The sequence below is a fragment of the Billgrantia kenyensis genome (genome assembly GCF_013697085.1).
GTDB lineage: Bacteria > Pseudomonadota > Gammaproteobacteria > Pseudomonadales > Halomonadaceae > Halomonas > Halomonas kenyensis.
This window is the reverse complement of the sequence record NZ_JACEFT010000003.1, coordinates 92,159-118,473: the sequence shown is the minus strand read 5'-3', so window position 1 is coordinate 118,473 and position 26,315 is coordinate 92,159. Positions and strand designations below refer to the sequence as shown.

The following is a 26,315-nucleotide window of genomic DNA, read 5'->3' as shown; positions in this document are numbered from 1 at the left end:
TCGGCCCGCCAAGAGGAATTTTGCATGCGCAAGTTGACTGTCTTACTGTGTCTGGGTCTGTTCGCCGCTCTGGCCACTCCGGCCTACTCGGCCGAGGTTGCCGTCCTCGACTGGCGCGGGGCGCTGCTTTCCTCGGATTCGGCGCAGCGCTCGATGCAAGAGCTCGAGAACCGCCTTTCCGGACAGCAGCAGGAGGCGGAATCGCTGGGGCAGGAGCTGTCGCGGCTGCAGCAGCGGCTGCAGCAGGAGGGGGGCAACCTGCCTGATGCCGAGCGTCAGGCTCTGATTCAGGAGTTCCAGCAGAAGGGCAGTCGCTTCGAGCAGCTGCGCGGCCAGATCATGGAGGCGCAGATGCGCGCCGAGCAGGAATTCCTGCAGCAGGCCGAGCCCAAGCTCGAACAGGCAGTGGAGCAGGTCATCTCCCGGCATGGCATCCAGGTGCTGGTGGAGCCCCAGGGTGTGCTGCACTCCGAGCGGGACCTGCCCAACGTGACGGGTGAAGTCCTCGAGATTCTCAATTCACTCAATTGAACCATGGCGGCAGGAAGCTGCCGCTCGTCACTGAAACGGGTTTCCATGACGCACCCTGCTACCCCGACATTCACCCTCGACGAACTGGCTGAACGGCTCGGTGCCCGCCTGGTTGGTGATGGCAGTCGCCAAGTCAGGGGTCTTGCCACTCTCAAGGAGGCCCAACCTGACCAGGTGGCCTTCGTTGCCAACCGCTCCTATGTGAAGGACCTGGCCAAGACGAGGGCCGGTGCCGTACTGCTGCACCCCGAGCATGCGGCCGACTGTTCGGTGCCCCGCCTGGAGCTCGATAATCCCTACCTGGGTTACGCGCACTTGTCACAGCTGTTCGATCCGATGCTGGCGGCGTCGCCGGGAGGCATCCACTCCTCGGCAGTGGTAGCCGAGGATGTGGCCTTGGGCGAGCGGGTCGAGGTCGGGCCCAATGCCGTGATTGAAGCCGGGGTGGTGCTGGGCGACGATGTCGTGGTCGGCGCCGGCTGTGTCATCGGTGCGGGAGCGCGCATCGGCAGCGGCTCGCGGCTGCATCCCAACGCTACCGTTTGTCACGGCGTGATCATCGGTGCGCGGGCCATCCTGCATAGCGGCTGCGTGATAGGCGGGGACGGCTTTGGCTTCGCCCATGACGGCAGCCGCTGGCACAAGATCGCGCAGCTCGGCGGGGTAGTGCTGGGTGATGATGTCGAGGTGGGTAGTTGTTCCAGCATCGACCGTGGCGCACTCGAGGACACGGTGATCGGCAATGACGTCAAGATCGACAGTCAGGTACAGATCGCCCACAACGTGCATATTGGCGACCATTCGGCGCTCGCCGGCTGTGTCGGTATCGCCGGCTCGACCCATGTCGGCAAGAACTGCATGCTGGGCGGGGGCGTAGGGCTCTCGGGTCACCTGACGATCTGCGATGGCGTACACGTCACCGGCATGAGCCTGGTGACCAACTCGATCCATGAGCCGGGTGTCTACTCCTCGGGAACCGGCGCCATGAGCAATGGCCAATGGCGCAAGAACGCCGTGCGCTTCAAGCAGCTCGATGACATGGCGCGTCGCCTTGCGCGCCTCGAGAAGCGTAGCCAGCAGGGTTGAGACAGGTTCGGGCGGCGCTATAATGCCCGCCTGCCCGATGCAGGCGGTTTTTTCGGGAAGCCGGGGCGACGTTGCTGGACGCTCGCAATGGCTTCCCTACTTCATTTCAGAGGTCGCTACGATGGTAATGGACATCAACGAGATTCGTGATTATCTGCCGCACCGCTACCCCTTCTTGCTGGTCGACCGGGTAACGGAGCTGAGCCTTGGCGAATCCATCGTTGCCTACAAGAACGTCAGCATCAACGAGCCGTTCTTCAATGGCCACTTCCCCCATCACCCGATCATGCCCGGCGTGCTGGTGCTGGAAGCGTTGGCCCAGGTGTGCGGCATCCTGGGTTTCAAGACCGTCAACAAGCTACCGGCTGATGGCTATGTCTATTATCTGGTGGGTAGCGACAACGTGCGCTTCAAGCGCCCGGTGGTGCCGGGAGATCGCCTGAAACTGGAAGCGAAGGTAGAGCGTGAAAAGCGCGGCATCTGGAAATTCGCCTGCCGTGCTACCGTAGACGGCGAGCTGGCCTGTGAGGCCGATATCATCTGTGCCGAGAGGAAGGTTGCTTGATTCATACCACTGCCATCGTCGACCCTCGGGCACGTCTGGCCGAGGATGTGGAAGTTGGACCCTTCAGCGTTATCGGACCAGACGTTGAGATCGGGTCCGGCAGCCGCATCGGCCCGCATGTGGTCATCAAGGGGCCGACCGTGCTCGGGGCCAGGACCCGCATTTTCCAGTTCGCCTCTGTAGGCGAAGACTGTCAGGACAAGAAGTACGCCGGCGAGCCGACGCGCCTGGTCATGGGCGACGACAACGTCATTCGCGAGGGCGTGACGCTGCATCGCGGCACCGCCCAGGATCGCGGCGAGACCACCATCGGTTCGCGCAACCTGTTCATGGCCTATGTCCACGTTGGGCATGACTGCATTATCGGTAGCGACTGCGTGCTGGCCAACCAGGCGACGCTCGCCGGCCATGTGACCCTGGGCAACTTCGTCATTCTCGGCGGGCTGTCGGCGATCCACCAGTTCTGCCATTTCGGCGACTACGCCATGGCGGGAGGCGGCTCGATCATCACCAAGGACACCCCCTCCTTCCTGATGATCAACGGCAACCCGGCCAAGCCGCATGGTCTCAATCTGGTGGGTTTGAAGCGGCGCGGCTTTTCGGCCGAGGCGATCAGGGCCCTGAACGACTCCTACCGCCTGGTTTATCGCCAGGGGCTCACCGTGGCCCAGGCACTGGCGGAAATCCGCAGTCGCTACGCGCTTGCCGAAACAGAAGCCTTTGCCGCTTCCATCGAACTGTCGACCCGCGGAATCGTTCGCTGAGGCGCCGCGGAACGGGACTGATATGAGCCAGCTTGCTCGCGTCTACATCGTCGCCGGCGAAATGTCGGGTGACCTGCTCGGCGCCAGCCTGATGCGTGCCCTCAAGGCGCGACATCCGCAGGTGGAGTTTCGCGGTATCGGTGGTCCGGGGATGATCGCCGAGGGGATCGACACGCGTTTTCCGCTGGAAACGCTCTCGGTCATGGGCCTGGTGGAAGTGCTCAAGCACCTGCCAGAGCTCATTCGGGTGCGCCGTGCATTGCGTGCCGATGCCCTGGCCTGGAAACCCGACGTCGTGATCGGCATCGACGCACCGGATTTCAACCTCGGCCTCGAGCGACAGCTGCGTGAGGCGGGCCTCACCACGGTGCACTATGTCAGCCCGACCGTATGGGCATGGCGTCAGGGGCGGGTGAAGGGCATTGCCAAGTCGGTCGATGCCATGCTCACCTTTCTGCCCTTCGAGGCTGCCTTCTACGAGAAGCATCGCCTGCCGGTGGCCTTCGTCGGTCACCCACTGGCCGATGAACTGCCGCTGGTCAACGACCGAGCTGCTGCCCGCAAGGCGCTGGGCCTTCCGGCAGAGGGGCAGGTACTGGCCGTGCTGCCCGGTTCCCGGGCCAACGAGATCCGCTTTCTTGGCGAGCCCTTCCTCGAGGCCGCCGAGGCGCTGTGTCGCCAGCGCCCTACCCTCAGGGTGGTGATTCCAGCGGCCACCCCGCTGCGCCGCGAGGAACTCGAAGCGCTGCTCGAGCGCCGGCCGCTGCTTGCCGAACGGTTGACGCTGCTCGATGGGCAGGCGCGCCAGGCGATGGTGGCCAGCGACGCCGTGTTGCTCGTCTCGGGCACCGCCGCTCTGGAGACGATGCTTTGCCACCGGGCGATGCTGGTAGGCTACCGCCTGGCGCCTCTGTCCCACTGGCTGCTGAGCCGCCTGGTCAAGACCTCGTGGATTTCGCTGCCCAACCTGATCGCCCAGGAATCGATGGTGCCGGAGCTGGTTCAGGATGCCGTCACCCCTGAGGCGATCGTCGAGCATCTCGCGCCCATGCTCGATGACGCCCAGGCACGAGCCGAGCTCGAGCAGCGCTTCGCCGCCATGCATGCCGGGCTGCAGCGCAATGCCAGCGCCAGGGCGGTCGAGGCGATCGAGGCGGTGGTTGCCGGTCGGCCACTGCCCGAGTCGGTGGCCAGCGACAGCCTGGCGCAGGATAGCAGCAAGCATGAGAAGAGGAGCGAAGCATGAGTGACTCCCCCTTTCCACCGCTGGTCATCGACTACCAGGGGCACCTGTTGGCCGGTGTCGACGAGGTGGGCCGTGGCCCGCTGATTGGCGCGGTGGTGGCCGCCGCGGTGATCCTCGACCCGCTGCGTCCCATTGCCGGCCTGACCGACTCCAAGAAGCTCACGCCACAGCGTCGCGTGGCACTGGACGCAGAGATTCGCGCCAAGGCGCTGGCCTTCGCCGTAGCGGAAGCCACCCATGCCGAGGTGGATGAGCTCAATATCTATCACGCCACGCACCTGGCCATGCGGCGGGCGATCGACGGCCTGGGGCTGACGCCTGAGTACCTGCTGGTGGACGGCAATCGGCTGCCCGGGCATCATGTTCCCGGCCAGGCCGTCGTCAAGGGCGATGCTCGCCATCCAGCCATCGCTGCGGCTTCGATACTCGCCAAGGTGGCTCGTGACGCCCAGATGGTCGCGCTCGACGGGCTGTTTCCCGAGTACGGCTTCGCCCGCCACAAGGGTTATGCCACCCCCGAGCACCTGGACGCGCTGGAGCGCCTCGGTCCGCTGCCCGAGCATCGTCGCTCCTTCGCCCCGCTCAAGGGACAGCTCGAGCTGCTCTAGCCCACTTACCGCAAAGCCCCGAGCCTCTTATGACCACGCCTTTCGTACACCTTCGCGTCCACACCGAGTACTCCCTGGTCGACGGGCTGGTGCGACTCAAGCCGTTGCTCAAAGCCACCGCCGAGCAGGGCATGCCGGCGCTGGCCGTGACCGACGAAGCCAACCTGTTCTCCCTGGTGAAGTTCTACCGCGGCGCCCAGGGGGCCGGGCTCAAGCCGGTGATAGGCGCCGACCTCTGGCTTGCGAACCCATATGACGACAGCCACCCCTACCGCGTGACGCTGCTGGCGATGGACGAGACGGGCTACCGCAACCTCACGGAGCTGATCTCGCGGGGCTGGATGGAGGGGCAGCGTCAGGGCAGGGCGGTGCTGGAGAAAGCCTGGGTGCTGGCCCAGAGCGAGGGGCTGATCGCGCTTTCCGGCGGCCGTGAGGGGGAGATCGGTCGCCATCTGCTCTCCGATCATCGCGCTGAGGCGCGCACGCTGCTCGAGGAGTGGAAAGCGGCCTTTCCCGAGCGTTTCTACCTCGAGGTGACCCGCACCGGGCGACCGCTGGAAGAGGAGTGCGTGCACCTCTCGGTAGAGCTGGCCGTGGCCAGCGACACCCCGGTGGTGGCGACCAACGACGTGCGTTTCCTCGAGCGTGACGACTACTGGGCCCACGAGACCCGGGTCTCGATCGGCGAGGGCAAGGCGCTGGACGACCCGCGGCGCGAGCGAAAATATACCGAGGAGCAGTACCTCAAGAGCCCGGCCGAAATGGCCGAGCTGTTTGCCGATATTCCCGAGGCGCTGGAAAACAGCGTGATGATTGCCGCGCGCTGCAACGTCGACGTGCGTCTGGGCGAGATCTTCCTGCCGGAGTTCGAAATTCCCGAGGGCATGACCCAGGACGAGTTCTTCCGCAAGGTCTCCCACGACGGCCTCACCGAGCGGCTCGACTTTCTCTATCCGGCGGAGCAGTACCCGCGTGACGGCGAAGCGTATGCCGAGATCGACAAGCGCTATCGCGAGCGCCTCGACTTCGAGCTCGACATCATCATCAAGATGGGCTTTCCCGGCTACTTCCTGATCGTGATGGACTTCATCCAGTGGGCCAAGGACAACGATGTTCCGGTAGGGCCGGGGCGTGGTTCCGGTGCCGGCTCGCTGGTGGCCTACGCACAGAAGATCACCGATCTCGATCCGCTGGAGTACGACCTGCTCTTCGAGCGCTTTCTCAACCCCGAGCGGGTCTCGATGCCCGACTTCGACGTCGACTTCTGCATGGAGAAGCGCGACCGGGTGATCGAGTACGTGGCCGACCGCTACGGGCGCGACGCGGTGTCGCAGATCGTCACTTTCGGCACCATGGCGGCCAAGGCGGTGGTGCGCGACGTGGCCCGTGCCCAGGGCAAACCTTATTCGCTGGGCGACAAGCTCTCCAAGCTGATCCCCTTCGAGGTCGGCATGACTTTGGCCAAGGCCATCGAGGCGGAGCCGGCGCTCAAGGAATTCATCGAGAACGACGAGGAGGCCGCCGAGATCTGGGAGATGGCGGTCAAGCTCGAGGGCATAACCCGCGGCACCGGCAAGCACGCCGGGGGCGTGGTGATCGCACCGACCAAGCTCACCGACTTCTCGCCGCTGCTGTGCGACGAGGAGGGTAACGGCCTGGTCGTGCAGTTCGACAAGAACGACATCGAGGAAGCCGGGCTGGTCAAGTTCGACTTCCTCGGGCTGCGTACCCTGACCATCATCGACTGGGCGCTGGAGATGGTCGACAAGGTGCGTGCGGTCAAGGGCGAGGGTCCGCTCAACATCGAGAGCATCCCGCTCGACGATAGCCCCACCTTCGAGATGCTCAAGCGTGCCGAGACCACGGCAGTGTTCCAGCTCGAGTCGCGGGGCATGAAGGAGCTGATCAAGCGCCTGCTGCCCGACTCGCTTGAGGACATGATCGCCCTCGTCGCCCTGTTCCGTCCGGGCCCGCTGCAGTCGGGCATGGTCGATGATTTCATCAACCGCAAGCACGGCCGCGCCGAGATCTCCTACCCTCACCCGGACTACCAGCACGAATGGCTCAAGCCGGTGCTCGAGCCCACCTACGGCATCATCCTCTATCAGGAGCAGGTGATGCAGATTGCCCAGGTGCTGGCTGGCTACAGCCTGGGGCAGGCCGACATGCTGCGCCGCGCCATGGGCAAGAAGAAGCCCGAGGAGATGGCCAAGCAGCGCGCCGGCTTCATGGAAGGCTGTGCGGCCAACGGCATCGACAAGGAGCTGGCCGGCAACATCTTCGACCTGGTGGAAAAATTTGCCGGCTACGGCTTCAACAAGTCGCACTCGGCGGCCTACGGCCTGGTTTCCTACCAGACCGCCTGGCTCAAGACCCACTACCCCGGCCCGTTCATGGCGGCGGTGATGTCCACCGAGATGGACAACCTGGACAAGGTGGTGCCGCTGATCGAGGAGTCGCGGCGCATTGGCCTCACCGTGACGCCGCCGGACGTCAACGTTGGCGCCTACAAGTTCACCGTCGATCCCGAGGGGCGAGTGGTCTACGGCCTGGGCGCGATTCGCGGGGTGGGCGAGGGTCCCATCGGCGCCATCGTCGAGGCCCGTGAGGCCGACGGCCCGTTCAGCGACCTGTTCGACTTCTGCCGTCGGGTTGACCCCAAGCGCATGAACAAGCGCACCCTGGAGGCATTGATCCGCTCCGGCGCGCTGGACAACCTGGGGCCGAATCGAGCGGTGCTCACCGCCGCCCTCGAGGATGCCCTCAAGGCCGCGGCGCAGACCCAGAGCAACCAGAGCCTGGGCATGATCGACATGTTCGGCGAAGCCTTCGCCGACGACGAGGCCGAGAGCGATCCCTACGAGGCCTACCGCCGCGCCCGCGAGTGGACCGACAAGGAGCGCCTGGCCGGCGAGAAGGAGACCCTCGGCCTTTATCTCACCGGTCACCCCATCGACGAGTACGAGAAGGAGCTCGCCCGCTTCGTCTCCACCCGTATCGTCGATCTCAAGCCGTCGCGGGAGCCGCAGCGAGTGGCGGGGCTGGTAGTGGCGGTGCGCACCATGAAGTCCAAGCGCGGCGACACCATGGCCTTCATCACCCTGGACGACCGTACCGGGCGCATCGAGGCGTCGCTGTTCGGCGAGCTCTACGATCAGCTGCGCGGCCAGATCGAGGCGGATCAGGTGATGATCGTCGAGGGCGAGGTTTCCAGCGACGACTTCTCCGGCGGCCTGCGCCTGCGCGGCAAGGAGGTCACGCCGATGGTGGCCGCCCGTGCCCGCTACGGCGAGGCGGTGGAGCTGTCGCTGGATGGCACCCGGGTCAACGGCCGCCTGGTGGAGAGCTTGAGGGATAGCCTTGTGCCGCACCGCGACGACGGCGGCCTGCCGGTGCGCCTGCGCTACCGCAACGAGGCCGCCGCCGGCTGGCTGGAGCTGGACGCGCAGTGGCGCGTGGCCCCCAGCGACGAGCTGCTGATCGCGCTGCGCGAGGTAGAGGGGCAAGATGGCGTGCGCCTCAAATACCGCTAGGCCTAAGAAAAGTGCCTGCGCTCGGTCATACGGCGTTAAAAAACGGCTTAAAATGCTCATTTACTAAAGTAAACTCCGCTTTTGCGCCGTTTTTTGCCTTGTCTGACCATCGCTCGCCGACTTTTCGACAGGACCTGGACTCACCACCTTGGCTGCGAGCGGCGCCGGGGACAGGTCGCAGCGGAGGTCTTTTGCCATGGGTGAGGAGCTCTGCTCCGAACGGGCTGGCCATGGATGGCCAGCCCCGGTCCTGCAAGCGGAGCAGGATGCGAGAGCGAAGCAGGGCAAAAATAGCGCCCAGGGATGGGTTTACAGCGCCTCCGCAGCGACCTGTCGCCGGAAAAGCCGCTGTTCCGCGCCTTGCGCAGCGCGTTGAGGGTGCGATAATGCCCGACACTCGATTTTATGGCTTCCGGGACGAACAGCGTTCATCATGCCCCGGCGACAGCAATGACAAGGCGGCCCAGCCAATATGAATCCCAACTATCTCGATTTCGAACAGCCCATCGCCGAACTCCAGGCCAAGATCGAAGAGCTGCGCCTGGTCGGCAACGACAGCCAGGTCAACCTCAGCGACGAGATCAGTCGCCTGGAGGAAAAGAGCCGCAAGCTTACCGAGTCGATCTTCAAGGACCTCACCCCCTGGCAGGTGTCGCAGCTTTCGCGTCACCCCCAGCGGCCCTATACGCTGGACTACCTCGAGCATATTTTCACCGACTTCGACGAACTGCACGGCGACCGCCGCTTCGCCGATGACCCGGCTATCGTCGGCGGCATCGCTCGCCTCGACGGCCGTCCGGTGATGGTGATCGGCCACCAGAAGGGGCGTGAGGTAAAGGAGAAGGTACGGCGTAACTTCGGCATGCCACGCCCCGAAGGCTACCGCAAGGCGTGCCGCCTGATGGAGATGGCCGAGCGCTTCAAGATGCCGGTGCTCACCTTTATCGACACCCCCGGCGCCTACCCCGGCATCGACGCCGAGGAGCGCGGCCAGAGCGAGGCCATCGCCTATAACCTGGCGGTGATGTCGCGGCTCAAGACCCCGATCCTCTCCACCGTGGTGGGCGAGGGCGGTTCCGGCGGCGCACTGGCCATCGGCGTATGCGACGAGCTGGCCATGCTGCAGTACTCAACCTATTCGGTCATCTCGCCCGAGGGCTGCGCCTCGATCTTGTGGAAGAGCGCCGAGAAGGCCGCCGATGCCGCCCAGGCCATGGGGATTACCGCTGAGCGGCTCAAGGAGCTGGGCTTCGTCGACACCCTGATCGAGGAGCCGCTGGGCGGCGCGCACCGCCAGCCGCTGACCACCGCCGAGCGAGTCAAGGAGTCGCTGCTGGCGAGCCTGGATCGACTCGAGGCGATGGAGACCGACGCCCTGCTGGAGCGCCGGTATGAGCGCTTGATGAGCTATGGCGCTCCAGCCTAAGAGAGAATCGCTGCAAGCCCTGATAGACGACGCCCTGGCGGAGACCCCGCCGGGGCGTGTCGTCTGGGTCGCACTCTCCGGCGGGCTGGATTCGAGCCTGCTGCTGACCCTGGCGGCCCAGGCCTGCCGCCGCTATCCCCGCCCGCTGCATGCCCTTCACGTGCATCATGGCCTGCAGGATGCCGCCGACGATTTCGCGCAGCACTGCCATTGGCTTGCCTCACGCCTCGGCGTGCCGCTCCATGTCGAACGGGTGAAGGTCGATCTCGGCGCCGGAAAGGGCCTCGAGGGGGCAGCGCGGGAGGCACGCTATGCAGCCTTTGCCCGTCGCGTGTCGCAGGGAGAAACGCTGTGGCTGGCTCAGCACCAGGACGACCAGGCCGAAACCTTCCTGCTTGCCGCCCTGCGCGGCAGCGGCATGCGGGGGCTGGCTGGCATGCCCCGGAGCCGTGAGTGGCAGGGCAGGCGCCTCGAGCGCCCGCTGCTCGCTCGCTCCCGAGCCGAGCTCGAAGCCGAGGGCGAGCGGCTCGGGCTGCGCTGGATCGACGACCCTTCCAATGACAGCGAAGCACTTGATCGTAATTTTCTGCGTCATCGCGTGCTGCCGGCGCTGCAGTCGCGCTGGCCCCATGCCGCGCAGGCACTGGCGAGCAGTGCGGTCCATGCCGGTGAGGGCGAGGCGCTGCTCGGCGAGCTGGCAACACAGGACCTGGCCGGTCTCGGCGGTGAACCTGGTCGCCTGCCGGTGGCGCCACTGAGCCTCCTCTCGCTACCTCGCCAGCGCCTGTTGTTGCGCCACTGCTGTGAGCGGCTGGGTCTGTCGTTGCCACCGCTCGCACGCCTCGACAGCCTGCTCACCCAGCTAGGGGCGCGGAATGACGCCCAGGTGCGGGTGAATTGGGCAGAAGTCGAGGCGCGGATCTGGCGTGACCATCTCTACCTACGGCCTCACCTTGCCCCGCTGCCTGCCGACTGGCGCGTCGACTGGAGCGGTGTGGAGCCGCTCGCGACTCCATGGGGACGGGTGAAGGTCTCGCTGTCGCCTGCCGAATCCTCCCCGGTCAGGTTGACCCTGATGCCTCGCCGGGGCGGTGAGCGGCTGCGCCTGCCCGGTCGCGGCAGCCGTGATCTCAAGCGCTTGCTGCAGGAGGCAGGGATGCCGCCCTGGGAGCGGGAGCGGGTGCTGGTGGCCTGGAGCGGGGAAGAGCCGGTAGCGGCACTTCGGCTCGATCGACTCGCCTGGCTGGTGGTGGCTGAGGGGTGGCGCGCCTCCCCCGGTGACGCTGTCTAGCGGCGCCCCGCTCGGCGCCCCAGCATGTCATGCAGCACTCCTTCACGCAGTGCCCCATCGGCATAGCGCATGCGGGTTAGGCCGAATGCCTCGAAGATGGCGCCGAGGATGGCGATCCCGGCGGGAAAGATTCGTGCGCGATCGGGCTTGAGCCCCTCCAGGGCGACGTGGTCGAGATGGCCGCAGTCGATCAGGCGCTGGCGCAACGCCTCAAGGCCGCTTCTGCTGATTTCGTCCGGCGTGCCGCCGCTGGCTGCGAGTACCGAGGCGGCGGCCTTGATGGTCCCGCTGGAGCCCAGGACCTCGTCCCAGCCCAGCTCGAGGTAGGCGGGCTGGATGCACTCGAGCTGGGCCAGTACGTCCGCTTCGGCGCGGCGCATGCGGGCCTCGCTAAGCACGCCGTTGCCGAAGTGTCGGCGGGTATGGGTGACGCAGCCGATGTCCAGGCTCTCGAGCTTGAGTGCTTGCATCCGCTCGCCGATGATGAACTCGGTGGAGCCGCCGCCGATATCAACGACCAGGCGGCGACCGCTTTCGGCCAGGGTGTGAGCTGCACCCAGATAGATCAGCCGGGCCTCCTCCTGTCCCGCGATGACCTCGATGGGACAGCCCAGCAGCGCTTCAGCCCGGGAAAGGAACGCCTGCCGGTTGCGTGCCGTGCGCAGTGCACTGGTGCCCAACACGCGCAAGCTGTCTCCAGGGACGCCCTCCAGCAGAGGAGCGAACCGGGCCAGGCAGTCCAGTGCCCGCTGCATGGCGGCCTCATCGAGCCGCCCCTCGGCGTCGAGTCCCGCGGCGAGCTGGACCTTCTCACCGCAGCGTGCCACCACTTGCAAGCGATTGTCCTGGTAATGGGCAACAAGAAGGTGAAAGCTGTTGGAGCCGAGATCGATCGCCGCCAGGCGTTGCATACCCGAAGCCTGTAGCTCCTCAGGTTCATCACAGCTAGGTTGGGGCCGGTCCATGGGTGAGTTCATCGAGGCATCCTGATGGCGATTGACTAAAGGTTGCGGCGCCGGCCGTAGCGTGTCAATCGTGCAGGCTTGATTCATGGACTTGCGTTCGACGCCTGGCTTGTCTAACATCGAGGCGTTCGCCTGTTCCGAATGCTTTCCGACCGCGTCGCGGTCAACATCAAGTCGTCAGTCAGCCCCTTTTTGTCGCTCGTTGTCATGTGTCTGAAATCATAGTGGCACTTGAAACGCACCAGGCGATGAGTCCAGGCGACAAGAAGCGCTGCTCCCTCGAACACGATTCCATGCGGCGACCCTTGCGCACAGTGGTCGTACCGCAATGAACATCGCGCATGAGCGGCAGCTTTCCCGGGCCCTGAACGCACCCAAGCGGCGTACCGTTCTTTCCGTACCGTTTCCCACGGCCGCCGTGCCGCCACGCTGACATGAGCCACTTCCGAACACACCGATGAATCTTACCGAACTCAAGCAAAAACCCGTGCCAGAGCTGTTGGAGATTGCCCGCGAGATGGGCATCGACAACCTCGCCCGCTCACGCAAGCAGGACATCATCTTCGCCATCCTCAAGAAGCACGCCAAGAGCGGCGAGGACATCTACGGCGACGGTGTTCTGGAAATCCTGCAGGACGGCTTCGGCTTCCTGCGCAGCGCCGACAGCTCCTACCTGGCCGGCCCGGACGACATCTACGTCTCGCCGTCGCAGATTCGTCGCTTCAACCTGCGCAAGGGCGATTCCATTTCCGGCAAGATTCGTCCGCCGAAGGAAGGGGAGCGCTATTTCGCGCTGCTCAAGGTCAGCCAGATCAACTTCGACAAGCCGGAAAACGCCAAGCACAAGATCCTGTTCGAGAACCTCACGCCGCTGTTTCCCCAGGAGCGGCTGCGCATGGAGATCGGCAACGGCTCCACCGAGGATCTCACGGCTCGCATCATCGACCTCACTGCCCCGATCGGCAAGGGCCAGCGCGGCCTGATCGTCTCGCCGCCCAAGGCGGGCAAGACGCTGATGCTGCAGAACATCGCCACTTCGATCACGCGCAACAACCCCGAGTGTCACCTGATCGTGCTGCTGATCGACGAGCGTCCGGAAGAAGTGACCGAGATGTCGCGTACCGTGCGCGGTGAAGTGGTTGCCTCCACCTTCGACGAGCCGCCGGCGCGCCACGTGCAGGTTGCTGAGATGGTGATCGAGAAGGCCAAGCGTCTGGTCGAGCACAAGAAGGACGTGGTGATCCTGCTCGACTCCATCACCCGTCTGGCGCGTGCCTACAACACCGTGGTGCCGAGTTCCGGCAAGGTGCTCACCGGCGGTGTCGACGCCCACGCCCTGGAGAAGCCCAAGCGCTTCTTCGGTGCAGCGCGCAACATCGAAGAGGGCGGCAGCCTGACGATCATCGCCACCGCGCTGGTCGATACCGGCTCGAAGATGGACGAGGTGATCTTCGAAGAGTTCAAGGGCACCGGCAACATGGAAGCCCACCTGGACCGCAAGCTCGCCGAGCGCCGTGTCTACCCAGCGATCAATATCCGCCGCTCCGGCACTCGTCGTGAGGACCTGATCGCCTCCGAGGACGAGATGCAGCGCATGTGGATCCTGCGCAAGCTGCTCAACCCGATGGAAGACACCGCGGCCACCGAGTTCCTCATCGACCGCCTGAAAGATACCAAGACCAATCTCGAGTTCTTCGAAGCCATGAAGCGCCGCTAAGCGGGATCGGCGGTGCAGAAAGGGGCGGCATGCTAAGCTGCCCCTTTCGTCGTTCCGGAAACGGGAATTGCAATGAAGTACAAGGACCTGCGCGATTTCATCGCCGCCCTGGAGGCCCAGGGCGAGCTGATACGAGTTTCAGCCGAGGTGGACCCCTACCTCGAGATTACCGAAATCTGCGACCGCACCCTGCGTGCCGGCGGCCCGGCGCTGCTGTTCGAGAACGTCAAGGGCCATGACATGCCGTTGCTGGGCAACCTGTTCGGTACGCCGAAGCGGGTCGCCCTGGGCATGGGTCAGGACAGCGTCGAGGCGCTGCGCGAGGTGGGCAAGCTGCTCGCCTTCCTCAAGGAGCCCGACCCGCCCAAGGGCTTTCGCGACGCCTGGGACAAGCTGCCGATCTTCAAGCAAGTGATGAGCATGGGCCCGAAGACGGTGCGCAGTGCCCCGGTGCAGCAGGTAATACTCGAAGGCGACGACGTCAACCTCGACCGCCTGCCGATCCAGCACTGCTGGCCGGGCGACGCCGCGCCGCTGGTCACCTGGCCGCTGGTGGTCACCCGCGGGCCACACAAGAAGCGCCAGAACCTGGGTATCTATCGCCAGCAGAAGCTGTCGAAGAACCGCCTGATCATGCGCTGGCTGTCGCACCGCGGCGGCGCGCTCGATTTCCTGGAGTTCCAGCAGACCAATCCCGGCGAACCCTTCCCGGTGGCGGTGGCGCTGGGCGCCGACCCGGCGACGATTCTCGGCGCGGTGACCCCGGTACCGGACTCGCTCTCCGAGTACGCCTTCGCCGGGCTGTTAAGAGGCTCGCGCACCGAGCTGGTCAAGTGCGGCCACGCCGATCTGGAAGTGCCTGCGTCGGCAGAAATCATTCTGGAAGGCTTCATCTACCCCGACGACACGGCACCGGAAGGCCCCTACGGCGACCATACCGGCTACTACAATGAAGTCGACGAGTTCCCGGTGTTCACGGTGACGCGCATGACCCTGCGCCGCGATGCCATCTACCACTCGACCTACACCGGGCGACCGCCCGACGAGCCGGCGATTCTCGGCGTCGCACTCAACGAAGTGTTCGTGCCGATCCTGCGCAAGCAGTTCCCGGAGATCGTCGACTTCTACTTGCCCCCGGAAGGCTGCTCCTACCGCATGGCGGTGGTGACCATGAAGAAGCAGTACCCGGGCCACGCCAAGCGCGTGATGATGGGGGTCTGGAGCTTCCTGCGCCAGTTCATGTACACCAAGTTCGTGGTGGTGCTCGACGATGACGTCGATGCCCGCGACTGGAAAGACGTGATCTGGGCCATCACCACCCGCATGGACCCCGCCCGGGACACCGTGATGGTCGAAAACACCCCCATCGATTACCTTGACTTCGCTTCGCCGGTGGCGGGGCTGGGCTCGAAGATGGGGCTCGACGCCACCAGCAAGTGGCCCGGCGAGACCGATCGAGAATGGGGCACGCCCATCGTCATGGACGAGGCCGTCAAGGCCCGCGTCAGCGAGCGCTGGAACGAGCTGGGCATCGAGCTGCCCCCACACCCTGACGACAAGAGGCCTGCATGACCCCGAGGACCCTGAGCTGCCTGGTGACGGCAGTGGAGGACCTGACCCCCGACGTGTTCCGTGTGCGCCTGGAAGGGCGCGCCGAGGCCATGGCCCACGAGCCGGGTCAGTATCTCGAACTCAAGCTGGACGACGAGACCTGGGTGCCGTTCTCCATTGCCAGTGCCCACACTGGCGACGGTACCCTGGAACTGCATATCCAGCACTGGCCGGAGCGCGAGAATTCAGCCCGGTTGCGTGAACAGGTCGTGGTTGCCCACCATCTCACGCTGCGCCTGCCGGGCGGGGATTGCGTACTGGACACCACCAGTGAGCGACCCCTGCTGTTGGTGGCAGCCGGAACCGGCTTCGCTCAGATCAAGGCGATCGTCGAGGCCTCGTTGCACCTGGCCCCCGAGCGCCCCATCGACCTTTGGTGGGCGGCACGCGAACGGCGCGACCTGTACCTCGAGAGCCTGGCGCGACAGTGGGCCGAGAGCCACGAGAACATGCGCTTCCATCTCGTCACCGAGGTGGCGCCGGAGCCACCTGTAAGCGGAGAGCGCATCGAGTCTCACCGAGGCCGCATCGACCAGGCCCTGGCGGAGAGCCTCGAGGATGTCAGTGCCAGTGATGTCTATCTTTCCGGGTCGCCCGGCATGGTCTACGCCTGCGTCGACGTGCTGGCCTCGCTGGGACTGGAGCCGTCGCGGGTGTTCTCCGACGTCTTTGCCTATGCGCCGCGCCAGCCATTGGTGCCTACCGCGGGTGTGCTTCGCCGGGGTGGCGAGCGGTGAGCGCTTCGCCGATCCTGATTACCGGTGGCGCTCAGCGCCTGGGTCGCCACTGTGCCGAGCGCCTGGTCGAGGACGGTCACCCGGTGATCGTCAGCTATCGCCGCGAGCGGCCGGAACTCGAGGCATTGCGTAGCCGCGGTATCGTCACCCTGGCGGCGGACTTCGCCACCGAGGCGGGCATTCTCGATTTCATCGCCCGACTGAAGGGCCAAACGGCATCGCTGCGAGCGATCGTACATAACGCCAGCGATTGTGCCGCGGACAGAATGGATGAGCAGGCTGGCGCCACTTTCGAGCGGCTGTTTCGCGTGCACATGCTCGCGCCCTACCTGATCAACCTGCACTGCCGCGTGCTGCTCGAGGCCTGCGGCGAGCCCCAGCGGGATATCGTTCACATGACCGACTACGTGGTGCAGAAGGGCTCCAGGAAACACGCCGGCTACGCTGCCACCAAGGCGGGACTGGAAAACCTGACGCTCTCTTTCGCCGCCATGTACGCCCCCGAGATCCAGGTCAACGCCATCGCACCGGCGCTGATCATGCTCGATGAAGGCGACGATGAGAACGCTGCCGACAAGGCCAGGGCCAAGTCGGCGATGGAGATGGTGCCGGGGCCGGGGGTGATCTACCAGAGCCTGCGCTACCTGCTCGACAACCGCTATGTCACCGGTATCACCCTGCCGGTCGATGGCGGCTGCCATCTTCGCTAGACTGTCTATCAGCAACGCTGCCTGCCGGAGCGCAGGCAACAGCACGACATGACGAGCAAGCCAACGGAAAGTTGCTGGAAAAGGAGGCTCATATGGCTCCCCTCAAGGACTATCACGACGATACCGGGCTGCTGTGGCTGCTGCCCCTGCTGGCCATACTGGCGCTCAACCTGCTGCCGCTGATCATTGGTGTGACCCGTGCCGTGGCGGCCTGACGCCGGGCTTGCCAAGCTTGCCGCGATGCGGCAGGATGAAGAAAGATCATCAGGAGACGACCATGACCTCGAAGCGACCCTCGATTGCCATAGCCAGTGACCGCGCCCTTTGCGCGGCGCCTGTGCGCGGCGTCGGTTTCGACGGTCAGTATTGGTACTGGTTTAGCGCCGGTGTGCTGGCGGCTGGCTGCTGAAGCAGGACAGTCGTCAAGGCACACCCCAAGCGGGTTGCCTTCCCCTGAAACCCCCGGTCGGCAACCCCGACCGGGGGTTTCACGTTGAGTGGCCCCAAAAGGATACAACCCGAGGAGACGCATCATGAACGCACGTAACGCCACTTTCGCCAACCACGCTCGCCACGACTATTATGGCTGGGGCTATGGTTGGCGATTTAGCGTTGCGCGGTCGGTTCAGTGCGCCACCTCCGACCGTGAGATGACCGGTGGCACGACGACACGATGCTTGCCACGCTCACGGAGATGACTCACATGAATGCCCCTGCTACCCTCGCCGAACGCCTTGCCGATAGTCGCATCGAAGCGCTTGCCGCACGCCCCAGCCGGGTCGAGATGCCCTTGCCGACACCTGCAGAGCTGCGCCGTCGACTGCCCGTGGCTGCCGACGTGAGTGAGCGCCTCGCAGCCCAGCGACGCGCCATCCGCGCTGTCGTCAGCGGTCACGATGACCGCATGCTGGTGGTGGTTGGACCCTGTTCGATCCATGACCCCTTGGCTGCTCTGGAGTATGCCCATCGCCTGGCCGAGCTGGCGCCCAGGATAAGTGACCGCCTGCTTCCGGTCATGCGGGTCTACGTGGAGAAGCCGCGTACCACGGTGGGCTGGAAGGGGCTCGCCTACGACCCCGATCTGGACGGCAGCGGCGACATGGCCAGAGGTCTGCACCTTTCACGCCATTTGATGCATGAGGTCGCCGCACTGGGCCTGCCGGTGGCCACCGAAGTACTGCAGCCGATGCTTGCCGCCTACCTCGACGACCTGCTCTCCTGGGTCGCGATCGGCGCCCGGACCACCGAATCGCAGCTGCATCGCGAGCTTGCCAGCGGCCTCGAGGCGGCCGTCGGCTTCAAGAATGCCACCAGCGGCGATGTGGGCGTCGCCGTGGATGCCATTCGTGCCGCGGCATACCCTCACCAGCACTTCGGGCTTGACGAGCAGGGCCGGCCAGCGCTGCGCGAGACCAGCGGCAATGCCCACACCCATGTGGTATTGCGGGGCGGTCGTCCTGGGCCCAACCATGATAGTCGTTCGGTGGCGGAGACCCGCAGGGGTCTGGAAGCGGCCGGGCTGCCTGCGCGTCTGATGGTGGATTGCAGCCACGCCAACGCACGCAAGGATCACCGCCGCCAGGCCGAGGTGCTGCGCGATGTGGTGGCCCAGCGGGAGGCGGGCGAGACGGCCCTCATGGGGCTGATGCTCGAGAGCCACCTGGAAGAGGGGCGCCAGGACCTTGCGCCAGGTGCGCTGCGCCATGGCGTTTCGGTGACCGATCCGTGCCTGGGCTGGCAGGCCACCGAAGCCCTGCTGCTCGAGGCGGCCGGGCGGTTGCGCTGAGCCTGGCCGGTGTGGCTGTACCTTGGCGGCCGATGCCGGGATAATCCCGGCATCTCGCTGCAACAGGAAGCCCGCATGTCCTTTACCTTCGAGCACCACGATCCGGAAACCTATCGCCGCAAGGCGAGGATAATCAGCCTGGCCATGGCCGGCCAGCTGATCGTCTTCGGCCTGATTTTTTCCCAACTGCTGGTGGCGGCTTTCGGCTCGAGCCTGTGGCTCAACGCCCTTGGCGTGTTCCTCGGGCTGCTGGTCACCAGCCTGACCTTTGCCGTGCTGCGCGAGCGCCCCTGGATGACGGAGATGCGATATGTCTGGCAGCTCAAGCATCATCTCTCCCGGCTGAGCGGCTACCTTTCCACCCTGCGCCGGGAAACGGAGCAGGGTAACCACGTCGCCCTGCACTTGCTGACTGCCTATCACCAGGGCATGGCGCAGCTGGCCGAACTCAACGGGCGCACCCTGGACGATGATGCCGAGCTGCTGGGCGAGCGTGCCAGGATCGGCCGACTGCGCGAAGAGCGCGGACTGCCCGAGCGGGTCGAGGGCTTCGACCCCAATGACCTGTCGGCTTTCCGCAAGAGCTGAACGGAGCCGGGGCTACCCCGGCTCCTAGCGTGCGAACCCGGCAGGACGTCCGTGCCGACCGGTGTTGCGCTCAGGAAGCGAGCAGTGTTGCCGCCCGCTTGGCAAAATAGGTCAGGATACCGTCGGCGCCGGCGCGCTTGAAGCACATCAGCGACTCCAGTATCACCTCGTCGGGGTCGAGCCAGCCGTTGTCGAAGGCGGCCATGTGCATGGCGTATTCACCGCTCACCTGATAGGCGTAGGTGGGCACCTTGAGCTCATCCTTGATGCGACGTACCACGTCGAGGTAGGGCATGCCGGGCTTGACCATCACCATATCGGCGCCCTCGGCCAGGTCCAGGGCTACCTCGTGCAGCGCCTCGTCGCTGTTGGCCGGGTCCATCTGGTAGGTGCGCTTGTCCGCCTTGCCCAGGTTGGCCGCGGAGCCCACCGCGTCGCGGAAGGGGCCGTAGTAGCGCGAGGCATACTTGGCGCTGTAGGCCATGATGCGCACGTTGGGCAGGTGCTCCTGTTCGAGTACCTGGCGAATCTCGCCGATGCGCCCGTCCATCATGTCCGATGGCGCGACGACATCGGCGCCAGCCTCGGCGTGGGACAGGGCCTGCTTGAGCAGTGTCTCCACGGTGCGGTCGTTGAGTACGTAGCCGCTGTCGTCGATGATGCCGTCCTGGCCGTGGATGGTGTACGGGTCCAGGGCCACGTCGGTCATGATGCCCAGCTCCGGCACGGCGTCCTTGAGCGCCCTCACGCTGCGCTGGACAAGCCCGTTGGCGCTGTAGGACTCCTCGGCGTATTCGCTCTTCAGCGCCTGCTCCACCACCGGAAACAGCGCCAGGGCAGGGATGCCGAGATCGCGTGCCTCGCGAGCCTCCTCGATCAGCAGATCCAGCGACAGGCGCTCGACGCCGGGCATCGAGGGCACGGCTTCGCGGCGCTTCTCGCCGTCGAGGACGAACACCGGCCAGATCAGGTCGGCAGCGGTGAGGGTCGATTCCCGCATCAGGCGGCGCGAAAAGTCGTCACGGCGCATGCGGCGCATGCGGGTGGCGGGGAATTGGCGCGTGGTCATGAAACTCAAGATGGTTACTCCGGCTGGGGGCCACGGTCGCCATGGGTCAGCTGGCGCCAGTGTGCCCGGGAAGAGTGACAGTTCAATGAAAGCGAAAGCGGTATGCACGGAGTATATCAGTGACGCCTCTTGCGGGAAGTCGCGCCTTGTCGCACCCGCCGCGACTCACTACAGTGTTGGCTTCGGATTATAGGCAGTGCCTTGCGCCTGAGGCGCGTGCACAACAAGGAGAAACGCATGAGCAAACAAGTGGCGGTCATCCTGTCGGGCTGCGGCGTGCAGGATGGTTCCGAGATCTACGAAACCACTCTGACCCTGCTCCGGCTGGATCAGTTGGGTATCGGTCATCGCTGCTTCGCACCGGACATCATGCAGCATCATGTGATAGACCATCGCAGCGGGGACGTACTCGAAGGGGAAGCGCGCAACGTGCTGGTGGAGTCGGCGCGGCTGGCACGGGGCGACATCGCTCCGCTGGACGAGCTCGAGGCCGATGAATTCGACGCCGTCATCCTGCCTGGGGGCTTCGGGGCGGCCAAGAACCTGTCAAATTTTGCCGAGGCAGGCAGCGACATGGAGCCGCTGCCCGAACTGGTCGAGGCGCTGGCGCCCTTCCATGAGGCGCGCAAGCCCATCGGCCTGATGTGCATCGCGCCGGCGCTGGTGCCCAAGCTGCTGGGGCCGGGCATCGCCGTGACCGTCGGCCACGACCCCGGCGTCTCCGGCGCCATCAGCTCCATGGGTGGCCTGCATCGCAGCTGTGGCGTCGAGGACATCGTGGTGGATTTCGAGAACCGCGTGGTGACCACGCCGGCCTACATGCTTGCCACGCGAATCGGCGAGGCAGCCACTGGGATATTCAAGCTGGTGGAGCGTATCGACGAGCTGATGGACCTCTGATCCAGTGCGGTAACGAAAAGCGCCCCCGCTTCCTGCGAAGCGGGGGCGCTTGCGTTGCAAGGTCGAGCGGGTGGCCTGCTCAGCTCTCCTCCTGCTTCTCGTCGGCTTCCGCCTGGGCTGCCTTGCTGCGACGTCGACGAACCAGGCGCCCGAACAGGATACCCACTTCGTAGAGCAGGTACATGGGCACGGCGAGCAGGCTCTGGGAGATCACGTCAGGCGGGGTGAGCAGCATGCCCACCACGAAGCAGCCCAGGATGACATAGGGACGCTTTCTTGACAGGCTCTCCACCGTGGTGGCTCCCGTGGTCACCAGCAGGAAGGTGGCGATGGGTATCTCGAAGGCCACGCCGAAGGCGAAGAAGAGTTTCAGGACGAAGTTCAGGTACTGGTTGATATCGGTCATCACCGCCACGTTCTCCGGCCCGGTCTGGGTGAAGAACTGGAACAGCAGCGGGAAGACCGCATAGTAGGCGAAGGCCGCGCCAGCATAGAACAGCCCTACGCTCGAGGCCAGCAGCGGCAGGGCCAGCGCCTTCTCGTTATCGTAGAGTCCCGGGGCGACGAAAGACCAGGCCTGATGCAGCACATAGGGAATGGCCACGAACACCGCCACCACCAGGGTCAGCTTGAACGGGGCCAGGAACGGTGAGGCCACCTCGGTGGCGATCATCTGCGAGCCTTCCGGCAGCAGGGCCATCAATGGCTGGGCCACGAAGGTATAGATCTCGTTGGCGAACGGGTAGAGCCCCAAAAAGATCACGAAGATCGCTACTATCGAGCGCAGCAGACGCGAACGCAGCTCGATCAGGTGCTCGATCAGGGGAGCCTGGCCAAGTTCCTGCTTGTCATCGGAGTCGCTCATCGTGAAGCGGCATCCTTGTCATTATCAGAGGGGGAGGCGTCGTCGCCGGCAGCCCTGGCGTTGTTCAGGGCATCGTCGAGGCGCGCCGATGCCGGCGCGGGTGTCGGCTCGTCGTCCGGCTTCTGCCGGGAGGTGTCGCTGCGTTCACCATCGCCCTTGCGCGGCGTCGACGACGTGTAGGGCTGGGCAATGCTCTCCACGTCGCGCTTGGCCTTGTTGAGGCTCTCGTCGAGCTTGGACTGCTGCTCCTTGAGCTTCTGGCGCAGTTCCTCTGCCTCGAGCTGCGAGTTTATCTCGCGCTGCATGCCCGATACGGTGCGCTTGATCTTGCCGATCCACAGCCCTGCCGTACGTGCAGCCTTGGGCAAGCGCTCGGGGCCGAGCACCAGCAGCGCGACAACCCCAAGAATCAGGAGTTCCAGGAAGCCGATATCAAACATGAGGGATTACTTGCGCTCTTCCCGTTCCTCGACGCTGTCCGCTGCCTTCTTCTCCTCGGCGCGAACGTCATAGGTGTTGGGCTGCTCTTCGTGGGTCACCTTGGCCTGAGGCTTGTCGTCCTTCTCTTCCTCATTGACGGCCTGTTTGAAGCCCTTGACCGCACCTCCCAGGTCGGAGCCGACGTTACGCAGCTTCTTGGTGCCGAAGATCAGAATGATGATGCCGAGTACGATCAGCAGTTGCCAGATACTGATGCCACCTAACATGAAGGTTACCTCTGAGTCGTGTTTCCGGCGGATCCGGAAGTCATGTTCACTTTGACCTTGCGGCCTTCTCTTCGTGCCCTGAGATTCCGAAGCGCCGGGCCAGTTCGTCGAGCACGTCCCGGTGGTCGAGTCCGAGATGCGAAAGCATCACCAGGCTATGAAACCACAGGTCGGCGGTTTCGGCGACCAGCGCTTGGCGTTCGGCTTCACCTCCGTGCTCGGCGTCCTTGGCTGCCAGCAGGGCTTCCGTGGCTTCCTCTCCGACCTTTTCGAGTATCTTGTTCAGCCCCTTGTCATGCAAGGCGGCGACGTAGGAATCGGCGGGGTCGGCGCTGCGGCGTTGGTGCAGGACGTCGAAGAGTTCATCGAGAATATCACGCATGCGGGCGACTCCGATTGCGATGGATCAAGTTCATTGCCAGGCCAGCAGCAGGAGGCCGATGAAGGCGGCGATCAGCACCGGCCAGGGCTGGTTTGCGGCCCACTCGGTCAAGGGTTGCCAGGCCAGGGCCAGGCCGGCCAGCAGCACGCCCAGGCGCAGCCGGCGCCCGCCGCGTCGACCTTCGCGCAGCTGGCGCTGGATCCCACCCAGTGCCAGCGCCTGGCGGCGGCGCTGGCGATGCTCGTGTTCGATGCGAGACAGTGCCTGATGGGCCACCGAGGGCAGCTCTGGCAGCTGGCGCGACAGCTCCGGTGCCTGCCGCTTGAGCGATTCCCACAGGCCTACCGCACCGGCACGCTCCTCCATCCAGCGCTCCAGATAGGGCTTGGCGGTGCTCCACAGGTCGAGATCGGGGTAGAGCTGGCGGCCCAGGCCCTCGATGTTGAGCAGGGTCTTCTGCAACAGCACCAGCTGTGGCTGGACCTCCATGTTGAAGCGTCGTGCGGTCTGGAACAGCCCCAGCAGCACTTGCCCGAAGGAGATGTCCTTGAGTGGCTTCTCCAGGATCGGCTCGCACACCGTGCGAATGGCGGCGGCAAACTCGTTGGCGCGGGTCTCCTCGCCGACCCAGCCCGACTCGATGTGCAGCGCGGCCACCTGATAGTAGTCCTGATGGAAGAAGGCCAGCAGGTTGCGCGCCAGGTAGTCCTGGTCCTCGCGGGTCAGGCTGCCGACGATGCCGCAGTCGATGGCGATGTACTGCGGATCCTGCGGGCGCTCGCGGGCGACGAAGATATTGCCCGGGTGCATGTCGGCATGGAAGAAGTTGTCGCGAAAGACCTGGGTGAAGAAGATCTCCACGCCGCGCTCGGCGAGGCGCTTGAGATCGGTGCCCTGGGCCTTGAGCGCGGCGATGTCGGCCACCGGGATGCCGTGAATACGCTCCTGCACCATGACTCGCTTGCGAGTCAGCGACCAATGGATGCTCGGCACGTAAAGCAGCGGGGAATCGAGGAAGTTGCGCTTGAGCTGCGAGGTGTTGGCGGCTTCCTTGCGCAGGTCGAGCTCGTCGAACAGGGTCGATTCGTAGTCGCGAACGACTTCCACCGGGCGCAAGCGCCGCGCTTCGGGGATCAGCGTCAGCACGCCGGCCACGCGGTACATCAGGGCCATGTCCTGGCGCATGATGTTGTCGATGGCGGGGCGTATGATCTTGACCACCACGTCCTCGCCGGTGTGTAGGCGGGCAGCATGGACCTGGGCAATGGAGGCCGAGGCCAGTGGCTCGGGCTCGAAGTGGGCAAAGGCGACCTCGACCGACATGCGCAGCTCGGACTCTACCAGCGCACGCGCCTCGTCGCCGGGGAAGGGGGGCACCTGGTCCTGCAGGCGCCTGAGCTCGTCGGCGATCTCCTCCGGCAACAGGTCGCGGCGGGTGGAGAGCAACTGACCGAATTTGACGAACACCGGGCCAAGCGATTCCAGCGCCAGGCGCAGGCGCTCACCGCCGCTGCAGCGGCCCACCGGTACCAGCCTCAGTGGTGAAAAGAGAAAGGCAAGCCTCAGCCACCAGGGAAGGCGTTGCAACGGCAGCAGGGTATCCAGGCGGTAGCGTGTGATCACCCAGAGGATGCGCAGCAGGCGAAACCCCATCATGATTCTGCCTCGCTCTCCAGCCGCCGGCGCAGCCGGGCAAGGCGGGCTTCGAGCCTGTCGGCGGCGACCTCGAGTTCGGTGAGATGATCGCGCAGGGTCTCGATCTGCTGGCGCCCGGGCAAGAGGCGGGCCTCCTCGAACACGTATTCCGCAATGTCGGCACGCATCTCCTGCTGCGCGCGTAACCCCCAGCGGGCCATACGCCTCAACCCTTCGGCGAGACTGTGGGCGGGCACATCGCCAAGCCAGCGGGCCAGCTCGCCTTCCCAGTCGATGTCGAGATCGAAGAACAGGTCGCGTACCTCCTCGAGCAGGTGCACGCGTCCACGAACCGCCAGCTTGCCGTGGAACATGAGTCGCTCCATGCTTTCACCGCCGAGCAGTTCTCCCAGGGTTTCGCAATCGAGCTCGACCACGGTGTCGGCCATGCCCTCGTCGGGCTCTTCCTGGCGCATCAGATCGACGCCGTGATGGTGGAAGCTCAGTAGCACCGTCAGGGCGGGATGCTCCAGGCGCAGCAACAGCCGGCTGCCGGCCAGGCGCGAAAGACGAGCTGGCGCGGCAAGGTCGCGGGCGAGCAGGGCATTGAGGGAGCGCTCGATGCCGGCCAGCAGCAGGGACGGAGTCAACGTCATTGCGACCTCAAAGCTTGATGCCGCGATGTAGTGCGACGATACCACCGGTGAGATTGGTGTACTCGACCCGCTCCAGTCCCGCCCCTTCCATCATCGCCTTGAGCGTCTCCTGGTCCGGATGCATGCGAATCGACTCGGCCAGGTAGCGATAGCTGTCGGGGTCGTTGGCCACCATCTGGCCCATCAGGGGCAGCAGGCGGAAGGAGTACTCGTCATAGGCCCGGGTGAGCAGGGGGTTGGTCGGCTTGGAGAACTCGAGCACCAGCAGCCTGCCGCCAGGCTTGAGCACGCGAGCCATGGAACGCAGCGCGGCATCCTTGTCGGTGACGTTGCGCAGGCCAAAGGCAATGGTGATGCAGTCGAAGCTGTTGTCGGGGAAGGGCAGGCATTCGGCGTTGGCCTGCACGTACTCGACGTTGCCGCCGACGCCGTTGTCGAGCAGCTTGTCGCGGCCGACCCGCAGCATCGATTCGTTGATGTCGGCCAGCACCACGCGGCCGCGGGGGCCGACCATGCGCGAGAACTTCAGCGTCAGGTCGCCGGTGCCGCCGGCAATATCGAGCACGCTGTGACCGGGCCTGACGCCCGAGCGCTCGATGGTGAGCCGCTTCCACAGCCGGTGCACGCCGAACGACATCAGGTCGTTCATGACATCGTAGCGCGCCGCCACGGAGTGGAAGACGTCGGCCACGCGCGAGGCCTTCTCCTCGATCGGCACTTCCTGATAGCCGAAGTGAGTCGTGCGCTGGTCTCCCGGAGTGGAGTGAGGGCTCATGCGTGAAAGGCTCCCGAATCGCTGCGAAAGGTGAGGCCGGGCCTCATGTTGGGCCACATTGTAGCCTTCCCTCAGCGTCCTTGTCTTGGGAGGCATAGACAGTGGCCAGGCTGCGACATAACGCCTCAGAGGCCTTTCCACTAATAAAGAATCCTTTGGCCA

General features: G+C 65.0%; 26 protein-coding genes and 1 pseudogene. 18 read left to right on the top strand and 9 right to left on the bottom strand.

The genetic code is table 11. From position 1 onward, the window contains the following. Window positions 1–24 precede the first annotated feature (24 nt). The 9 genes from H1D44_RS04375 (at window position 25) to tilS (ending at window position 11,050) form a co-directional block, all read left to right on the top strand. Window positions 25–531 carry an OmpH/Skp family outer membrane protein gene (locus H1D44_RS04375; protein ID WP_181513637.1) on the top strand — a complete coding sequence of 169 codons (507 nt, stop codon included), beginning with the start codon at window positions 25–27 and terminating at the stop codon, window positions 529–531. A gap of 45 nt (window positions 532–576) precedes the next feature. Next, window positions 577–1,617 carry a UDP-3-O-(3-hydroxymyristoyl)glucosamine N-acyltransferase gene (gene lpxD / locus H1D44_RS04370; protein WP_181513636.1) on the top strand — a complete coding sequence of 347 codons (1,041 nt, stop codon included), beginning with the start codon at window positions 577–579 and terminating at the stop codon, window positions 1,615–1,617. A 121-nt stretch (window positions 1,618–1,738) separates the two neighbouring features. Beyond that, entirely contained in the window at window positions 1,739–2,182 is a 444-nt protein-coding gene (gene fabZ, locus H1D44_RS04365; protein WP_181513635.1) for a 3-hydroxyacyl-ACP dehydratase FabZ, read from the top strand. Continuing rightward, on the top strand, window positions 2,179–2,946 hold the full coding sequence (lpxA, locus tag H1D44_RS04360; protein ID WP_181513634.1) for an acyl-ACP--UDP-N-acetylglucosamine O-acyltransferase: 768 nt from the start codon (window positions 2,179–2,181) through the stop codon (window positions 2,944–2,946). The genes fabZ and lpxA overlap by 4 nt, the downstream gene beginning before the upstream one ends. Window positions 2,947–2,968: 22 nt before the next feature. Then, on the top strand, window positions 2,969–4,192 hold the full coding sequence (gene lpxB, locus H1D44_RS04355; RefSeq protein WP_181513633.1) for a lipid-A-disaccharide synthase: 1,224 nt from the start codon (window positions 2,969–2,971) through the stop codon (window positions 4,190–4,192). Beyond that, window positions 4,189–4,800: a ribonuclease HII gene (gene rnhB, locus H1D44_RS04350; RefSeq protein ID WP_181513632.1), complete on the top strand. Its 612-nt coding sequence runs from the start codon at window positions 4,189–4,191 to the stop codon at window positions 4,798–4,800. The genes lpxB and rnhB overlap by 4 nt, the downstream gene beginning before the upstream one ends. Before the next feature lie 29 nt (window positions 4,801–4,829). Continuing rightward, the gene (gene dnaE / locus H1D44_RS04345) at window positions 4,830–8,333 is read left to right on the top strand and encodes a DNA polymerase III subunit alpha (protein WP_181513631.1); all 3,504 of its coding nucleotides are present in this window, start codon (window positions 4,830–4,832) and stop codon (window positions 8,331–8,333) included. Between the two features lie 472 nt (window positions 8,334–8,805). Beyond that, entirely contained in the window at window positions 8,806–9,759 is a 954-nt protein-coding gene (gene accA, locus H1D44_RS04340; RefSeq protein ID WP_181513630.1) for an acetyl-CoA carboxylase carboxyl transferase subunit alpha, read from the top strand. After that, the gene (gene tilS, locus H1D44_RS04335) at window positions 9,743–11,050 is read left to right on the top strand and encodes a tRNA lysidine(34) synthetase TilS (RefSeq protein WP_181513629.1); all 1,308 of its coding nucleotides are present in this window, start codon (window positions 9,743–9,745) and stop codon (window positions 11,048–11,050) included. The genes accA and tilS overlap by 17 nt, the downstream gene beginning before the upstream one ends. An 8-nt stretch (window positions 11,051–11,058) precedes the next feature. Here the strand turns inward: tilS and H1D44_RS04330 are convergent. Next, window positions 11,059–12,015 (bottom strand): annotated as a pseudogene (locus H1D44_RS04330) (Ppx/GppA phosphatase family protein); the annotation flags it as partial. A gap of 457 nt (window positions 12,016–12,472) precedes the next feature. Between H1D44_RS04330 and rho the strand changes: the two are divergent. The 8 genes from rho to H1D44_RS04300 all read left to right on the top strand — a co-directional run bounded on the left by rho (window position 12,473) and on the right by H1D44_RS04300 (window position 19,164). Then, window positions 12,473–13,732: a transcription termination factor Rho gene (gene rho, locus H1D44_RS04325; protein ID WP_181513627.1), complete on the top strand. Its 1,260-nt coding sequence runs from the start codon at window positions 12,473–12,475 to the stop codon at window positions 13,730–13,732. Between the two features lie 72 nt (window positions 13,733–13,804). Next, the gene (gene ubiD / locus H1D44_RS04320; protein ID WP_181513626.1) at window positions 13,805–15,304 is read left to right on the top strand and encodes a 4-hydroxy-3-polyprenylbenzoate decarboxylase; all 1,500 of its coding nucleotides are present in this window, start codon (window positions 13,805–13,807) and stop codon (window positions 15,302–15,304) included. After that, window positions 15,301–16,080, top strand: a complete 780-nt coding sequence (locus H1D44_RS04315) for an NAD(P)H-flavin reductase (protein ID WP_181513625.1) — start codon at window positions 15,301–15,303, stop codon at window positions 16,078–16,080. Before ubiD ends, H1D44_RS04315 begins: the two co-directional genes overlap by 4 nt. Continuing rightward, on the top strand, window positions 16,077–16,790 hold the full coding sequence (gene folM, locus H1D44_RS04310) for a dihydromonapterin reductase (RefSeq protein WP_181513624.1): 714 nt from the start codon (window positions 16,077–16,079) through the stop codon (window positions 16,788–16,790). Before H1D44_RS04315 ends, folM begins: the two co-directional genes overlap by 4 nt. 92 nt (window positions 16,791–16,882) lie before the next feature. Then, window positions 16,883–17,005, top strand: coding sequence for a hypothetical protein (locus H1D44_RS21150; protein WP_275299068.1), 123 nt, complete (start codon window positions 16,883–16,885; stop codon window positions 17,003–17,005). Window positions 17,006–17,067: 62 nt separating this feature from the next. Then, window positions 17,068–17,199, top strand: coding sequence for a hypothetical protein (locus H1D44_RS21145; RefSeq protein WP_275299069.1), 132 nt, complete (start codon window positions 17,068–17,070; stop codon window positions 17,197–17,199). Window positions 17,200–17,493: 294 nt separating this feature from the next. Further along, a complete protein-coding gene (locus H1D44_RS04305) occupies window positions 17,494–18,576 on the top strand; it encodes a 3-deoxy-7-phosphoheptulonate synthase (protein ID WP_181513623.1) in 1,083 nt (360 codons plus the stop codon). Window positions 18,577–18,651: 75 nt separating this feature from the next. After that, window positions 18,652–19,164, top strand: a complete 513-nt coding sequence (locus H1D44_RS04300) for a DUF3087 family protein (RefSeq protein WP_181513622.1) — start codon at window positions 18,652–18,654, stop codon at window positions 19,162–19,164. Window positions 19,165–19,234: 70 nt separating this feature from the next. Here H1D44_RS04300 and hemB read toward each other — a convergent pair whose 3' ends face one another. Then, window positions 19,235–20,233, bottom strand: coding sequence for a porphobilinogen synthase (gene hemB, locus H1D44_RS04295; protein ID WP_422671650.1), 999 nt, complete (start codon window positions 20,231–20,233; stop codon window positions 19,235–19,237). 237 nt (window positions 20,234–20,470) lie between these two features. Here hemB and elbB point away from each other — a divergent pair, with 237 nt between their 5' ends. Further along, entirely contained in the window at window positions 20,471–21,133 is a 663-nt protein-coding gene (gene elbB / locus H1D44_RS04290) for an isoprenoid biosynthesis glyoxalase ElbB (RefSeq protein WP_181513620.1), read from the top strand. A 79-nt stretch (window positions 21,134–21,212) separates the two neighbouring features. Here elbB and tatC read toward each other — a convergent pair whose 3' ends face one another. From tatC to ubiE, 7 genes are read right to left on the bottom strand one after another with little or no spacing between them, the layout of a single operon-like run. Continuing rightward, window positions 21,213–21,998 (bottom strand): twin-arginine translocase subunit TatC, encoded by a 786-nt coding sequence (gene tatC / locus H1D44_RS04285; protein ID WP_181513619.1) that lies wholly within the window; start codon window positions 21,996–21,998, stop codon window positions 21,213–21,215. Beyond that, window positions 21,995–22,438, bottom strand: a complete 444-nt coding sequence (gene tatB / locus H1D44_RS04280) for a Sec-independent protein translocase protein TatB (protein ID WP_181513618.1) — start codon at window positions 22,436–22,438, stop codon at window positions 21,995–21,997. Before tatB ends, tatC begins: the two co-directional genes overlap by 4 nt. A 6-nt stretch (window positions 22,439–22,444) precedes the next feature. Next, window positions 22,445–22,705, bottom strand: a complete 261-nt coding sequence (gene tatA, locus H1D44_RS04275; protein ID WP_181513617.1) for a Sec-independent protein translocase subunit TatA — start codon at window positions 22,703–22,705, stop codon at window positions 22,445–22,447. 46 nt (window positions 22,706–22,751) lie between these two features. Next, window positions 22,752–23,087, bottom strand: a complete 336-nt coding sequence (locus tag H1D44_RS04270; RefSeq protein WP_181513616.1) for a phosphoribosyl-ATP diphosphatase — start codon at window positions 23,085–23,087, stop codon at window positions 22,752–22,754. 30 nt (window positions 23,088–23,117) lie between these two features. Continuing rightward, window positions 23,118–24,740 (bottom strand): ubiquinone biosynthesis regulatory protein kinase UbiB, encoded by a 1,623-nt coding sequence (gene ubiB / locus H1D44_RS04265; protein ID WP_181513760.1) that lies wholly within the window; start codon window positions 24,738–24,740, stop codon window positions 23,118–23,120. After that, on the bottom strand, window positions 24,740–25,378 hold the full coding sequence (locus H1D44_RS04260) for a ubiquinone biosynthesis accessory factor UbiJ (protein WP_181513615.1): 639 nt from the start codon (window positions 25,376–25,378) through the stop codon (window positions 24,740–24,742). Before H1D44_RS04260 ends, ubiB begins: the two co-directional genes overlap by 1 nt. 7 nt (window positions 25,379–25,385) lie before the next feature. Beyond that, window positions 25,386–26,153, bottom strand: coding sequence for a bifunctional demethylmenaquinone methyltransferase/2-methoxy-6-polyprenyl-1,4-benzoquinol methylase UbiE (gene ubiE, locus H1D44_RS04255; protein ID WP_181513614.1), 768 nt, complete (start codon window positions 26,151–26,153; stop codon window positions 25,386–25,388). Window positions 26,154–26,315 lie beyond the last annotated feature (162 nt).

Coding starts and splice junctions, on each gene's coding strand:
- H1D44_RS04300 (WP_181513622.1), top strand. CDS start 18,652: ATGTCCTTTACCTTCGAGCACCACGATCCGGAAACCTATCGCCGCAAG.
- hemB (WP_422671650.1), bottom strand. CDS start 20,233: ATGACCACGCGCCAATTCCCCGCCACCCGCATGCGCCGCATGCGCCGT.
- lpxD (WP_181513636.1), top strand. CDS start 577: ATGACGCACCCTGCTACCCCGACATTCACCCTCGACGAACTGGCTGAA.
- H1D44_RS21145 (WP_275299069.1), top strand. CDS start 17,068: ATGACCTCGAAGCGACCCTCGATTGCCATAGCCAGTGACCGCGCCCTT.
- H1D44_RS04260 (WP_181513615.1), bottom strand. CDS start 25,378: ATGACGTTGACTCCGTCCCTGCTGCTGGCCGGCATCGAGCGCTCCCTC.
- H1D44_RS21150 (WP_275299068.1), top strand. CDS start 16,883: ATGGCTCCCCTCAAGGACTATCACGACGATACCGGGCTGCTGTGGCTG.
- dnaE (WP_181513631.1), top strand. CDS start 4,830: ATGACCACGCCTTTCGTACACCTTCGCGTCCACACCGAGTACTCCCTG.
- ubiE (WP_181513614.1), bottom strand. CDS start 26,153: ATGAGCCCTCACTCCACTCCGGGAGACCAGCGCACGACTCACTTCGGC.
- H1D44_RS04270 (WP_181513616.1), bottom strand. CDS start 23,087: ATGCGTGATATTCTCGATGAACTCTTCGACGTCCTGCACCAACGCCGC.
- tatC (WP_181513619.1), bottom strand. CDS start 21,998: ATGAGCGACTCCGATGACAAGCAGGAACTTGGCCAGGCTCCCCTGATC.
- rnhB (WP_181513632.1), top strand. CDS start 4,189: ATGAGTGACTCCCCCTTTCCACCGCTGGTCATCGACTACCAGGGGCAC.
- accA (WP_181513630.1), top strand. CDS start 8,806: ATGAATCCCAACTATCTCGATTTCGAACAGCCCATCGCCGAACTCCAG.
- H1D44_RS04315 (WP_181513625.1), top strand. CDS start 15,301: ATGACCCCGAGGACCCTGAGCTGCCTGGTGACGGCAGTGGAGGACCTG.
- lpxB (WP_181513633.1), top strand. CDS start 2,969: ATGAGCCAGCTTGCTCGCGTCTACATCGTCGCCGGCGAAATGTCGGGT.
- elbB (WP_181513620.1), top strand. CDS start 20,471: ATGAGCAAACAAGTGGCGGTCATCCTGTCGGGCTGCGGCGTGCAGGAT.
- tatB (WP_181513618.1), bottom strand. CDS start 22,438: ATGTTTGATATCGGCTTCCTGGAACTCCTGATTCTTGGGGTTGTCGCG.
- ubiD (WP_181513626.1), top strand. CDS start 13,805: ATGAAGTACAAGGACCTGCGCGATTTCATCGCCGCCCTGGAGGCCCAG.
- rho (WP_181513627.1), top strand. CDS start 12,473: ATGAATCTTACCGAACTCAAGCAAAAACCCGTGCCAGAGCTGTTGGAG.
- tilS (WP_181513629.1), top strand. CDS start 9,743: ATGGCGCTCCAGCCTAAGAGAGAATCGCTGCAAGCCCTGATAGACGAC.
- tatA (WP_181513617.1), bottom strand. CDS start 22,705: ATGTTAGGTGGCATCAGTATCTGGCAACTGCTGATCGTACTCGGCATC.
- ubiB (WP_181513760.1), bottom strand. CDS start 24,740: ATGGGGTTTCGCCTGCTGCGCATCCTCTGGGTGATCACACGCTACCGC.
- H1D44_RS04375 (WP_181513637.1), top strand. CDS start 25: ATGCGCAAGTTGACTGTCTTACTGTGTCTGGGTCTGTTCGCCGCTCTG.
- H1D44_RS04305 (WP_181513623.1), top strand. CDS start 17,494: ATGAATGCCCCTGCTACCCTCGCCGAACGCCTTGCCGATAGTCGCATC.
- fabZ (WP_181513635.1), top strand. CDS start 1,739: ATGGTAATGGACATCAACGAGATTCGTGATTATCTGCCGCACCGCTAC.